Origin of the sequence: Pseudochelatococcus sp. G4_1912, from assembly GCF_047501465.1 — a bacterium.
GTDB lineage: Bacteria > Pseudomonadota > Alphaproteobacteria > Rhizobiales > Beijerinckiaceae > Pseudochelatococcus.
In genome coordinates this window covers 37,268-48,992 of sequence record NZ_JAZDRL010000001.1, presented here as the reverse complement: position 1 = coordinate 48,992, position 11,725 = coordinate 37,268, and the positions used below count along the sequence as shown (strand labels likewise).

The following is an 11,725-nucleotide window of genomic DNA, read 5'->3' as shown; positions in this document are numbered from 1 at the left end:
CCTCAGCCATACACCATCAAGCCAGCAAGTCCAGCGGCGCCTACAAGAATGCGCCACCATGCAAACACACCCAATCCGTGGCGGGAAACAAAGTTCAGCAGTGAACGCACCACAAGCAGGCCAGACAGAAACGCCATCACAAACCCAACAACAATGAGCAAGCCATCATTGGCATTGAGGTTCTGATAGTTCTTGAGCAGGTCATAGCTGAAAGCAGCCACCATAGTGGGCATGGCAAGAAAGAAGGAAAACTCTGTTGCAGCCCGCTTATCCGCACCACTGAGCATTGCACCTACAATGGTTGCACCTGAACGTGAAACGCCCGGTATCATCGCCACACATTGGCAGATGCCAATAATCAGGCATTTGGTGAGAGGAATGCGCGTTGCATCATGGAACTGAGGCTTGAGCCTGGCGTTATCAACCATGATCAGCACAAACCCGCCTGTAATCAACGTAAAGCAGACGATCCAGGGATTGAATAGCACTGTCTTGATAAAGCCATGTGCGAATGCACCGATAGCAACGGCAGGCAGGAAAGCCACAAATACGCCAAGCACAAAGCGCCGCACCTGGGGATCCGAGCGAAAATTACGCGCCATATCGAGGAGTCGGTGGAAATATACCACCATGATTGCCAGAATAGCGCCAAGCTGCACCAACACTTCAAAGGTTTTACCGTTTGATTCGAACCCCATGAAATGCCCAAGCAGCAAAAGATGGCCGGTGGAAGAAACGGGAATGAATTCCGTTAACCCCTCGACGATGCCCAGCACCGCTGCTTCAAGCAAATCACCATTCACCATGATCGTTTCCTTTTTACCGCCATTTTATGCGCTCTATGACCTTCTGCGCTTGTAGCGTTAGCGAACCTTTAATGACATCCCGCTTTTCAACGGATGGCATGCATAAAAAGCGGTTGTTTGCATGGCTGACCAGCACTAAGAGTATGGAGAAATACAGGCGCGAACTTCATTTTGACAGGATTCCCCTGCATGCGAACAATTCATCACTTCGTTTCTTACGTTGACGCGTCTCAAACCGGCCTTTCAGGCTTTTCTGGCTGAACCTATGGCAACCTTGTTTCACTACCCTTTCTGCCCTCATTCGCGCTTCATCCGGCTTGTCATGGCCGAGATGGGCCTCGAATCGGCGCTCGTTGAGGAAAAGCCTTGGGAGCGCAGACATGAGTTCCTGATCATGAACCCGGCAGGCACTCTGCCCGTGTTTCTGGAGGAGCAGGGTTTTGCCGTGCCCGGTCATACCGTGATTGCGGAATATCTCGATGAGACCCGTGGAATGGGCCTTGAGACACGCCGTTTATTGCCAGAACAAGCAGGCACACGCGTCGAAGTGCGCCGTCTGATGGACTGGTTCCTGACCAAATTCCATGAGGAAGTGTCGGGCTATCTTGTGACGGAGAAAATCTACAAGCGCTTCATAAGCGTGGCGCAGGGCGGCGGCGCACCTGATATGGCAGCTATCCGCGCAGCCCGCACAAACGTGCGTTATCATTTGAAATACATCGGTTTTCTGATCGCCAAGCGGAATTGGCTGGCCGGCCCCGAGCTAACCTATGCCGACCTGGCAGCGGCAGCCCATCTATCATGCATCGATTATCTGGGCGATGTGCCGTGGGAAGAAGATGAAACTGCACGCGCCTGGTATGCACGCGTCAAGTCGCGGCCTTCATTCCGCACTCTGCTGTCTGATCGTGTCCCCGGCATGCCGGCGGCAAGCCATTATGCTGACCTCGACTTCTAGGCTCAGGGACCTGTTAATTCTCTTGTAATGGCAGCGTAATGACCAAGATATGCAAGGAAAGTTACGCATTACTAACTAAGTAACCTGAAGCAACAGATCACAGGTCAGGACGCCGTCCGAAGGATGGCGTTCGTCTATTCAATGCCATTTTGAGGCGCGGATTTTGGATCTTAACCTTCACGTGCCATCGATTTCGGAGCCTGCTATTTGGATACCCACCCGCCAATGCCTGATTATGCTGCGTTGAAGCAGGCGCTGATTGCGCGGGCGCGGGAAGAGGGCTTCGATGCAGTGCGCATTGCTGACGCTGATGCCGCGCCTGAAGCGGGGCCACGCCTGAATGACTGGCTAGCAGCTGGCCACCATGCCTCGATGGACTGGATGGCCCAGAACGTAGACCGGCGTGCATCTCCTCAGGGGCTTTGGCCCGAAGTGCGTTCAGTTATCATGCTTGCGATGAACTACGGCCCGGCTGATGATCCGATGGCGTTACTTGAGCGCCGATCTGACGGCATCATCTCAGCCTATGCGCGCAACCGCGACTATCATGATATCATCAAAGGCAAGCTGAAACAGGTTGCCGGTTTCCTTGCGGTCAATGCTGGGGCCGAGGTCAAGGTGTTCGTTGACACCGCTCCCGTCATGGAAAAACCTCTCGCGCAAGCTGCGGGTCTGGGTTGGCAGGGTAAGCATTCGGTGATTGTGTCGCGCGATCATGGCGGATGGCTGTTGCTTGGCGTCATCTTCACAACAGCGCATCTACCACCTGATAAGCCAGAACGTGACCACTGCGGATCATGCACACGGTGCCTCGATATCTGCCCCACCAACGCTTTCCCCGCACCTTACCAACTCGACGCCCGACGTTGCATTGCCTACCTGACCATTGAGCACAAAGGTCCGATCCCGCGCTCCCTGCGTCCGGCCATTGGCAACCGCGTATTCGGATGCGACGATTGCCTCGCCGTCTGCCCCTGGAACAAGTTTGCTTCAACCGCACGGGAAGCAAAGTTAATAGCGCGGACAGACAATATCGCCCCTCCCTTGGCAGAACTCGCCAGTCTGACAGACGCAGAGTTCCGGCTGCGTTTCGCAGGCTCGCCTGTAAAGCGGACAGGGCGTGAGCGCTTTATACGCAATGTATTGATTGCTATAGGCAACTCTCGCGATATGAAACTTGCGGAAAATGCGCGCACGCTTCTTAATGATGAGGCGGCAACGATCCGCGGTTCTGCCGTGTGGGCGTTATCACAGCTCCTCGCAGCCGAGAGTCTCCTTGCCCTCGCACAGCAGCACCTGCCGTGTGAAACAGATGCAGAAGTTATCGCCGAGTGGCAACTCGCACTTGCGGAGGGGCAAGCAACATGAGGCTTTTCATTTTTGGTATCGGATACACGGCCCGTGCATTGATCGATACCCATCATGATCGCTTCTCATACATAAGCGGCACGGTTCGATCACCTGAAAAAGCCAAGGAATTGAATGCCCTAGGCATTAGCGCTCATATCTTTGCACCTAACAACGCTGCCCTTATCGCCGACATCGTCCAGGCGGACGCGATTCTCGCTAGCATCCCTCCCGGCACTGGTAGAGATCCGGCGCTTACCCTTTTATCAGAACATGACCTGTCGCTTCGCGCGCATTGGATTGGTTATCTATCAACTGTTGGAGTCTACGGCGACCATGCGGGAGCCTGGGTGGATGAAAAATCGCCAACGCTTACCCTTAACATCCGCTCGCAGCATCGGCTCATCGCGGAAGCGGATTGGCGTGGAGTCGCGAACACCCTTGGTGCGCGCGATTTCATTTTCCGTCTGCCCGGAATTTATGGCCCTGGCCGCAACAATCTACGCGACATAGCCAAAGGCACAGCGCGACACATCATTAAAGCAGATCAGGTTTTTAATCGTGCACATGTGGAAGACATTGCCGCGGGGATTATCGCAACCTTAACCGAGGAAGTCCCGGCTGGCATCTATAACTTAACCGATGACGAACCAGCATCCCAGGGGGATGTCGTTACCTATGCTGCAGGCATAATGGGTATTGAGCCGCCACCGCCGGTGCATTTTGAAGCTGCTGAAATGTCAGAAATGGCTCGCAGCTTCTATCTTGAAAACAAACGCGTCAGTAATGCCAAACTCAGGGCCTTACCCGCATTCGATCTGACCTTCCCGACATACCGCGAAGGCCTTGCCGCTCTGCTGCAGGCAGGCGAAGGTGCGATTACAGACTGATTGAAATACGTGCTTCACCCTTGTTAATGGCAGCAACTTCATCGGTGAAGCTCCCTCCCCGCTCATGCAATATGATTGGTGGCATGAGATGCAACGGCGCGCGCGAGCCTTTTCTGCCAGCAATCAAAACCCGTAAGGCAGGCGCATCTTTATAGGCATGGACGGGGCGCACCGTCACCCCTCCAAACCGGCCATCAAAACTCACCAACAATTCTTGAACTGCATCGGCCCGGTGGATGACAACAATATGCCCCCCGGGCCTCGTAACATCAGCACACGCGCGCATCCAGTCATCAAGATTGCCGCCCTCCAAAACATGCGCAGAGCGTTTGGCGGCATTAGGCGAATGGCGAATCGCACCGGCATCATGAAACGGCGGATTTGTGAGCACCAGATCAACCGTTTCCCGCAACCCCGCTTCGCGACGTGCCCCCCCTGAAAACAAATCAATCGCAGCCAAACCCACACGGCTCTCAAGTTCATTGAGCATGATATTGCGATTAGCCAGGCCTGCCGCTCCCGGATCACGCTCCACCAATGTTACCTGGGCGGCGGGCGCCAACAGGGCAGATGTTAAGCCAACAGTGCCAACTCCGGCTCCCAGATCGGCAATATGTCCAGAAAATCCAGCAGGGGTTGCAGCTGCGAGTAGCAGTGCATCAGTACCAGCCCGGTGTCCATGCCGGGGCTGCAATAGCTTTAAGCGTTCACCAAGCAGCCGGTCTTCGACAATATCAGAAAAACTATCTGTCATGGCGTAGGCTATTCACCTTCAAACTGCACTAATGTGCGCACGGTTACACCCATTTCACGCAACCTCTGCGCACCGCCAAGATCTGGAAGATCAATCACAAATACAGCCGCCACAACTTCCGCACCAATCCGCCGCAGCAAATCAACAGCAGCGATGGCCGTGCCACCGGTTGCGATAAGATCATCAATCAACACAACACGCTCGCCCGCATCAATCGCATCGCGGTGCACTTCCATCTCATCAAGACCATATTCCAACGAATAAGCTACCGAGACTGTTTCGTGCGGCAACTTGCCTTTTTTGCGGATCGGCACAAATCCTGCACTCAATTGATGCGCAACCGCACCACCAAGTATAAACCCGCGTGCTTCAATGCCCGCGACCTTATCAATCTTCGATCCTGGCCAAGGTTGCACCAGCTCATCGACAGCACGCCGAAATGCCCGCGCATTGCCAAGCAACGTGGAGATATCGCGAAAAACGACGCCGGGACGCGGATAATCAGGAATAGAACGGATCGCCGCCCTTAGATCGCCAGTCAGATTTTTGCTCATCGACGCCCCCTGTGCGCTTAACATTCCACGATAAATCGTTAGCTGCAACGGCCCAATAAAAAACCCCCTTTCGGGGGTTTTAAAATAAATGCAGGTTCAAAAACCCGCTACTTAGCTGTGGCGCTCGCCGGAATGGGAGCTTGCCCAGATCTTCTTCTTTGTAAAATACAGCAGCGCTGCAAACACAATAAGGAAGATGATAACTTTAAAGCCGAGGGCCTTACGTGCCTCAAGATGCGGCTCAGCAGCCCACATCATGAATGCTGTTACGTCCCGAGCGTACTGGTCCACTGTCTCAGGGACAACCGCACGACCATCTTCCCCCTTGGGAAACTCCACCTGACCATCCGCAAGCGGCTTGGGCATAGCGATAAGGTGGCCGGGGAAGTATTTATTGTAATGTTGGCCAGGCTGAACTGTCACACCTTCCGGTGCATCCTCATAGCCAACAAGGATCGCATGGATCAGGTCAGGCCCCTGCTCCTGATAGAGCGTGAAGATATCGAACAGGAATGTCGGGAAGCCACGCGTATAGGTACGTGCCTTGGCCAACAACGAAAAGTCTGGCGGATATGCACCACCGTTCGATGCGCGCGCAGCCTGTTCATTCGGAAATGGCGATGGGAAGCGGTCCGAGGCAAGACCGGGACGATCGAACATATCGCCCGCATCGTTTGGACCATCCTGCACCTGATATTCCGCTGCAAGCGCCTTCACCTGATCTGCACTAAATTCAGGACCGCCTGGCTCAGCAAGGTTGCGGAATGCAACACGGCTGAGTGCGTGGCAGCTTGAGCAAACCTCGCGATAGACCTTAAAGCCACGCTGAAGCTGCGCCCGATCATAGGTCCCAAATGGCCCCGAAAATGACCACGACATCTCCGGCGGATGCACTGCATCACCCGCCGCCAATGCCGGCACTGCGCCACTGAGGGCAAGCCCGGCAGCAACACTAAGCATTGCCACAAAACCCTTGAGGCTCCGCCCAATGCGCGATGCCTTCATGGCACCCGCGCCAGCATGGATGTTCTGGCTCATATCCTGTTTCCCCTGAGCAACCAGGCGGCTGTCGTTGCTTACGACCGTTAACATTGTCTGTCCTCGCCTTAACCGTTGCTGCTTGCGGCTGCTGGTGCATGCTTGCTCAGCACAGCTTCCGAAATCGAATTCGGCACCGGCTTTGGCTTTTCCAGAAGGCCAAGAAGTGGCAGGATGATGAGGAAGTGTGCGAAGTAATAAGCAGTCAGAATGCGGCTCGCGATAACGTATCCACCCTCTGCCGGCATTGCGCCCAGATAGCCAAGACCAACCGCAACGATCGCAAACACCCAGAACAACTGCTTGTAAAGCGGACGATAAACAGCCGAGCGCACCTTCGATGTATCAAGCCATGGCAGGAACGCCAGTACCGCAATTGAACCGAACATCGCAATCACACCACCAAGCTTGGAAGGGATAGCGCGAAGAATGGCGTAGAACGGCAGGAAGTACCATTCAGGAACGATATGCGAAGGCGTCACAAGTGGATTAGCTTCGATGTAGTTATCGGCATGACCAAGGAAGTTCGGCGTATAGAATACGAACCACGAGAACAGCACGAAAAAGACGATCACACCGAACAGATCCTTGATCGTCGCATGCGGCGTGAAAGGAACCGAATCCTTGCGAATATCCTTGATCTCAACACCTGTCGGGTTGTTCTGACCCACGACATGCAGCGCCCAGATATGCAGGATAACTACACCCGCAATCATGAATGGCAGCAGATAGTGCAGCGAGAAAAAGCGATTCAGCGTGGGATTATCCACCGAGAAACCACCCCACAACCATGTCACAATAGGCTCGCCGACAAATGGCAGTGCCGAGAATAGGTTGGTGATAACGGTTGCACCCCAGAAGCTCATCTGGCCCCAAGGCAGCACGTACCCCATGAATGCAGTCGCCATCATCAACAGGAAGATGACAACGCCCAGAATCCAGAGAACTTCGCGCGGCGCCTTATAGGAGCCGTAGTACATGCCACGGAAAATATGAACATATACCGCGATAAAGAACATCGACGCGCCATTGGCATGCAAATATCGCAACAACCAGCCGAAGTTCACATCACGCATGATGTGTTCAACCGATGAAAACGCCATCGTGACATGCGGCGTGTAGTGCATCACCAGCACCACACCGGTGAGGATCTGCGCCACGAGCATGAAGGAAAGGATAGCGCCGAACGTCCAGAGGTAGTTCAGGTTACGTGGCGTTGGAAACGCAACGAACGATGAATGGACGAGGCTGATAATCGGCAGCCGGCTTTCCAGCCACTTCGTCAGGCCGCTCTGGGGAACGTAGGTCGAATGTCCGTGCATTGGCTCTTCTCGGCTAGGGCTTTTATTCGGCAACATGGTGTCACAGGGCTTATGCTGCCCCGCAATCAACCTGCATTAGCCGATACGGATGGTCGTGTCGGAAATAAACGAATAGGCGGGAATGTGCATGTTTTCCGGCGCTGGACCACGACGGATACGGCCCGCCGAGTCGTAGTGCGAACCATGGCACGGGCAGAACCAGCCATCGTAATCACCTGAATTACCAAGCGGTACACAGCCCAGATGCGTGCAGATACCGATCATCACAAGCCAGGCTTCCTTACCCACAGCAGCCCGGTTTTCATCGGTTGCAGGTGCATCGAGAGGAAGATTGTTGTTGCGAGCAACCGGATCCACCAGCGCACTCAAGGCTACTGCCTTGGCTTCTTCAATTTCCTGAGGCGTGCGATGGCGAATGAATATCGGCTTGCCGCGCCACTTCACCGTAATGCTCTGGCCCTCGGCAACCTGCCCGACGTCAACCTCAACCGAGCTCAATGCCAGCGTAGAGGCATCGGGATTCATCTGGTTGATAAATGGCCAAGCAAGCGCAGCAGCACCAACAGCGCCCACTGCACCGGTTGCAATGAAGAGAAAGTCTCGCCGTGTCGGCGTGACGCCAGCAGTCTCTGCCACGTTGGCACCCCAATCGTTTGTGGCGCTTGAGTCCAAACCCCAAGCACAAAACATCCGCTATTGTCGCAGAAAAGCGCCTGACAGGCTGCTTGCATTCTGGACGACAGGCAATACCCTCAGCTGCACGGCCGAGACTCATCACCTATCGGCTCTTTGGCATGGTTCCAGAACCATGTCCAGAGCTACACTGCAACACTTGGCAAAACCCAACGGCTTTTCCCGCCCCCGCGGCATCGCGGACACGGTCCTTATATGGATAGTTATTCTGGACAGAAATCCACACCTGCGCATACAATCATACATTCATCAATGCGCATGGCTTTCCGTATACTTGTAAAAAGACTATAAGCATTTGGAGAAAGACCACGATTCGATCTGGCACCTCTTGCATAAGCTGCCAATCTGTTACATGTGCCTGATAGACACATGCTGAACCGCACTCTCGGGGGAGGAGACAAACATGAGTTTCACCATCGGCGATGTTGTTATGCTTAAGTCGGGCGGGCCAGCCCTCACCATTACAGACGTAAGCCCTGAAGGCATTAGCGTCGTTTGGTATGCTGATAGCGAGGATAATTTCCGCACCACGCTGCTACCCCCAGAGACGCTCATCCTGTTTGATGACGAAGATGATATCGACCTCGATGACGAGGACGATGAAGATGATGAAGACGACGATGATGATATCGGCTGATTTCAGTTGATATTCCATTTTTGCGGCAGCAGGCATGAAAATAATGGCTGCCGCAAGAGTGCTCGCGCCAATTTGTCGCATAGATATAGCAAATTTGTTTTGAAGCTTTACACGCATGACGCTTGGGGCGACATGATCAGCCGCAGAATACGCGTAAAACGCGATTAATCGGAAGGCATGCGCCGCACGGTGCACTCAATAAGGCCATCACCAAGCTCACGCCAACTTTCGACCTCGGTAATATAAGCGGAGCGGCGCAAGCGTTCCATCCACTCACGAGCCTTGGTGCGGGCCTGGTCACGTGGCAAAATATATGTTTCACGCCATCCATGCTGGATGCCGGCAGCATCTTTTTGCCGCTGAATTGAATCGCGCCGCACGGCAAGACGCCGTGCCAGCTGACGAGGTCGGTAGACGTCGCGGGTCATCGTGGATCCCCTGCAAACCAGGTGCAATTGATTAATTGAGAACGCCGGGAACATATCCATCAACCTGGGCCTTGACGAGGGCTGCGCAGAACTTGCAATAATTAATTTCAGGCCCCTTTTCTTTCCAGAACAAGCCGTATACACACTGCTAAATGTGGCTTGCAGCAATTGCCATATCCGGCGATCTGGCGGCACGACAGCAGACCTCTGGTGAAAGGCTCAAGCAATGCAGACCTTCTTTGTTGAGATCAAATGCCAGCTGGGACAGACATATGCTGTAGCCAGCGCTTTGGCGGATCGGGAAATTGCATCGGAGATCTACTCTATCGCCGGTGATTATGACATCCTCGCCAAATTCCATGTCGACATGACCGTTGATATTGGACACTTCGTTGGCAATAAGGTGCAAACCATTCCTGGCATAGCCGACACGCGTACCATCATCGCCTTCAAAGCTTTCTGATACCCTCGCACTATCATTTGAGAGAGAAGCGTTCTCATGCATGGATTGAAGCTGGCGCTTCTAACGATCTGGCGTTTAATCAAGCCGTACGCCACATCACGCGATATAGGCACTTTGAAATTACCGCTTATCGGCCCCGTAAGGTTGCAGGAGCGATGGATCGGTATCAGCTTTTTCATCACGCTGATTCTGATTAATCTGTTTCAGGTGGGGCTGATAGTGCGCCTCAGCTACTTTTCACGGGATATGTATAATTCCCTCCAGGAAATGAATGCCGAAGCCTTCTGGAATCAATTGCTGTTTATATTCTGCCCGCTTGCAGCAGTCTGGGTTTCTGTGGCCATTCTTGAAATTGTTATACAGTATGTGTTCCACATCCGCTGGCGACGCTGGATGACACATCGTTATATAAACAAGTGGCTTGCTGGCAGTGCGCATTACAAGATGCTGCTATTGAGCTCAGAGGCCGATAACCCCGACCAGCGTATTTCTGAAGATATCAATCTGTTTATCTCCAACACGCGCGTGTTGAGCCTGGGGCTGCTATCCCAAGTGGCGACGCTGGCGTCTTTTGCCGCGATTCTGTGGTCGCTTTCTGCAAATTTCACACTGCCTGGCACAGACATACCTGTACCAGGACTTCTGCTTTGGGTGGCCTTGGCCTATGCCGTCATAGGTACTTGGCTCACGCATCTCATCGGTAAACCGCTGATTGCACTTAGCTTTCAACAGCAGCGTTACGAAGCTGACTTTCGCTTTTCTCTCGCACGCCTGCGAGAATATGGCGAGCAGATTGCATTACTCTCAGGTGAGGAAGCCGAGAAAGGGCGTTTGGGAACGCGCTTTAAACGGATCGTCGATAACTACATGACGATCCTTAGCCGACAGAAAAAGCTGACACTCTTCACTGCCTCTTTCTTTCAGGCCAGTAATGTTGTGCCCTACCTGTTCACTGCGCCTTATCTTTTCTCACGCCAGATCACCCTGGGCCAGATGATGCAAACTGTCGATGCATTTACGCGGGTGCAAAGCGCGCTTACGTTCTTCATTTCGGCCTATACCTCGTTTGCAGATTATAAGGCCGTGGTAGATCGTCTTGCGAGCTTTGAGGATGCAATCAACGCCTCACATGCACTGGATGCGCAACCCGGCGCGGCGACCACAAATGCACTTGTGCCGCAAGCGCATGGAAAAATGGGCGATATCGCCATTTCCGGTCTGGATTTACGTATCCCGTCGGGGCGCACCGTGCTGAGCCTTCCACAGCTGACATTCAGGAATGGTGAACGCACTCTGGTGACAGGCCCCTCTGGTATAGGCAAATCGACAATGTTTCGGGCAATTGCGGGTATCTGGCCATTTGCCGCAGGCACGATCACACTGCCCGAAGATCAGCGCATTATGCTATTGCCGCAGCGGCCCTATATTCCCATGGGACCTTTGATTGGCGCAGTGACATATCCATCTGCAGCAACTGCTTTTGACCGACAGGATGTCGAACAAGCGCTGGAGGCTGTGCGCTTGCCGCAGTTGGTCGCCAAGCTGGATGATGATGCACCTTGGGGGCAGACACTTTCGCTCGGTGAACAGCAACGCCTGGCCATCGCCCGCGCTCTGCTTGCCCGGCCGGACTGGCTTCTGCTGGACGAAGCAACAGCTGCGCTGGATGAGCCGACAGAGCGCGCTATCTATGCCCTGCTTACGACCGCATTGCCCGATACGACAATCGTTTCCATCGGGCACCGTTCTACACTTGATGCCTTCCACGATCGTCGTGTTGCACTCTCGGCAACAGGCGTTGCTGACGATATGGCGTTGGTACCAGCATAAATGAG

At 53.8% G+C, this 11,725-nt stretch carries 13 protein-coding genes; 6 read left to right on the top strand and 7 right to left on the bottom strand.

Features of this window, described 5'->3' with window-relative positions; genetic code table 11:
- Window positions 1-2: 2 nt before the first annotated feature.
- A complete protein-coding gene (locus VRZ32_RS00180) occupies window positions 3-806 on the bottom strand; it encodes an undecaprenyl-diphosphate phosphatase (protein ID WP_414523434.1) in 804 nt (267 codons plus the stop codon).
- Between the two features lie 265 nt (window positions 807-1,071).
- On the opposite strand from VRZ32_RS00180, the gene VRZ32_RS00175 reads away from it, so the two are divergent.
- From VRZ32_RS00175 to VRZ32_RS00165, 3 genes are all read left to right on the top strand, one after another.
- Entirely contained in the window at window positions 1,072-1,764 is a 693-nt protein-coding gene (locus VRZ32_RS00175; RefSeq protein WP_414523433.1) for a glutathione S-transferase family protein, read from the top strand.
- A 225-nt stretch (window positions 1,765-1,989) separates the two neighbouring features.
- On the top strand, window positions 1,990-3,132 hold the full coding sequence (gene queG, locus VRZ32_RS00170; protein WP_414523432.1) for a tRNA epoxyqueuosine(34) reductase QueG: 1,143 nt from the start codon (window positions 1,990-1,992) through the stop codon (window positions 3,130-3,132).
- On the top strand, window positions 3,129-4,001 hold the full coding sequence (locus VRZ32_RS00165; RefSeq protein ID WP_414523431.1) for an NAD(P)-dependent oxidoreductase: 873 nt from the start codon (window positions 3,129-3,131) through the stop codon (window positions 3,999-4,001). The genes queG and VRZ32_RS00165 overlap by 4 nt, the downstream gene beginning before the upstream one ends.
- On the opposite strand, the gene VRZ32_RS00160 is transcribed toward VRZ32_RS00165, so the two are convergent.
- The 5 genes from VRZ32_RS00160 to petA form a co-directional block, all read right to left on the bottom strand.
- Window positions 3,991-4,755 (bottom strand): tRNA1(Val) (adenine(37)-N6)-methyltransferase, encoded by a 765-nt coding sequence (locus VRZ32_RS00160; RefSeq protein WP_414523430.1) that lies wholly within the window; start codon window positions 4,753-4,755, stop codon window positions 3,991-3,993. The genes VRZ32_RS00165 and VRZ32_RS00160 overlap by 11 nt on opposite strands.
- Before the next feature lie 8 nt (window positions 4,756-4,763).
- Complete coding sequence (locus tag VRZ32_RS00155) at window positions 4,764-5,309, bottom strand: adenine phosphoribosyltransferase (RefSeq protein ID WP_414523429.1); 546 nt, start codon at window positions 5,307-5,309, stop codon at window positions 4,764-4,766.
- Window positions 5,310-5,420: 111 nt separating this feature from the next.
- A complete protein-coding gene (locus tag VRZ32_RS00150; protein ID WP_414524986.1) occupies window positions 5,421-6,269 on the bottom strand; it encodes a cytochrome c1 in 849 nt (282 codons plus the stop codon).
- A gap of 146 nt (window positions 6,270-6,415) precedes the next feature.
- Window positions 6,416-7,669 (bottom strand): cytochrome b, encoded by a 1,254-nt coding sequence (locus VRZ32_RS00145; RefSeq protein WP_414523428.1) that lies wholly within the window; start codon window positions 7,667-7,669, stop codon window positions 6,416-6,418.
- A 75-nt stretch (window positions 7,670-7,744) separates the two neighbouring features.
- On the bottom strand, window positions 7,745-8,305 hold the full coding sequence (gene petA / locus VRZ32_RS00140; protein WP_414523427.1) for a ubiquinol-cytochrome c reductase iron-sulfur subunit: 561 nt from the start codon (window positions 8,303-8,305) through the stop codon (window positions 7,745-7,747).
- 460 nt (window positions 8,306-8,765) lie between these two features.
- On the opposite strand from petA, the gene VRZ32_RS00135 reads away from it, so the two are divergent.
- On the top strand, window positions 8,766-8,999 hold the full coding sequence (locus VRZ32_RS00135) for a YodC family protein (RefSeq protein WP_414523426.1): 234 nt from the start codon (window positions 8,766-8,768) through the stop codon (window positions 8,997-8,999).
- Window positions 9,000-9,163: 164 nt separating this feature from the next.
- Here the strand turns inward: VRZ32_RS00135 and VRZ32_RS00130 are convergent, their stop codons facing one another.
- Window positions 9,164-9,427 carry a hypothetical protein gene (locus VRZ32_RS00130; RefSeq protein ID WP_414523425.1) on the bottom strand — a complete coding sequence of 88 codons (264 nt, stop codon included), beginning with the start codon at window positions 9,425-9,427 and terminating at the stop codon, window positions 9,164-9,166.
- A 226-nt stretch (window positions 9,428-9,653) separates the two neighbouring features.
- On the opposite strand from VRZ32_RS00130, the gene VRZ32_RS00125 reads away from it, so the two are divergent.
- Both VRZ32_RS00125 and VRZ32_RS00120 read left to right on the top strand, forming a co-directional pair.
- The gene (locus VRZ32_RS00125) at window positions 9,654-9,890 is read left to right on the top strand and encodes an Lrp/AsnC ligand binding domain-containing protein (protein WP_414523424.1); all 237 of its coding nucleotides are present in this window, start codon (window positions 9,654-9,656) and stop codon (window positions 9,888-9,890) included.
- Window positions 9,891-9,926: 36 nt separating this feature from the next.
- Entirely contained in the window at window positions 9,927-11,720 is a 1,794-nt protein-coding gene (locus VRZ32_RS00120; protein ID WP_414523423.1) for an ABC transporter ATP-binding protein/permease, read from the top strand.
- Window positions 11,721-11,725: the final 5 nt, after the last annotated feature.

Coding starts and splice junctions, on each gene's coding strand:
- VRZ32_RS00130 (WP_414523425.1), bottom strand. CDS start 9,427: ATGACCCGCGACGTCTACCGACCTCGTCAGCTGGCACGGCGTCTTGCC.
- VRZ32_RS00145 (WP_414523428.1), bottom strand. CDS start 7,669: ATGCACGGACATTCGACCTACGTTCCCCAGAGCGGCCTGACGAAGTGG.
- VRZ32_RS00180 (WP_414523434.1), bottom strand. CDS start 806: ATGGTGAATGGTGATTTGCTTGAAGCAGCGGTGCTGGGCATCGTCGAG.
- VRZ32_RS00125 (WP_414523424.1), top strand. CDS start 9,654: ATGCAGACCTTCTTTGTTGAGATCAAATGCCAGCTGGGACAGACATAT.
- VRZ32_RS00120 (WP_414523423.1), top strand. CDS start 9,927: ATGCATGGATTGAAGCTGGCGCTTCTAACGATCTGGCGTTTAATCAAG.
- VRZ32_RS00150 (WP_414524986.1), bottom strand. CDS start 6,269: ATGCTTAGTGTTGCTGCCGGGCTTGCCCTCAGTGGCGCAGTGCCGGCA.
- VRZ32_RS00155 (WP_414523429.1), bottom strand. CDS start 5,309: ATGAGCAAAAATCTGACTGGCGATCTAAGGGCGGCGATCCGTTCTATT.
- VRZ32_RS00175 (WP_414523433.1), top strand. CDS start 1,072: ATGGCAACCTTGTTTCACTACCCTTTCTGCCCTCATTCGCGCTTCATC.
- VRZ32_RS00135 (WP_414523426.1), top strand. CDS start 8,766: ATGAGTTTCACCATCGGCGATGTTGTTATGCTTAAGTCGGGCGGGCCA.
- queG (WP_414523432.1), top strand. CDS start 1,990: ATGCCTGATTATGCTGCGTTGAAGCAGGCGCTGATTGCGCGGGCGCGG.
- VRZ32_RS00165 (WP_414523431.1), top strand. CDS start 3,129: ATGAGGCTTTTCATTTTTGGTATCGGATACACGGCCCGTGCATTGATC.
- VRZ32_RS00160 (WP_414523430.1), bottom strand. CDS start 4,755: ATGACAGATAGTTTTTCTGATATTGTCGAAGACCGGCTGCTTGGTGAA.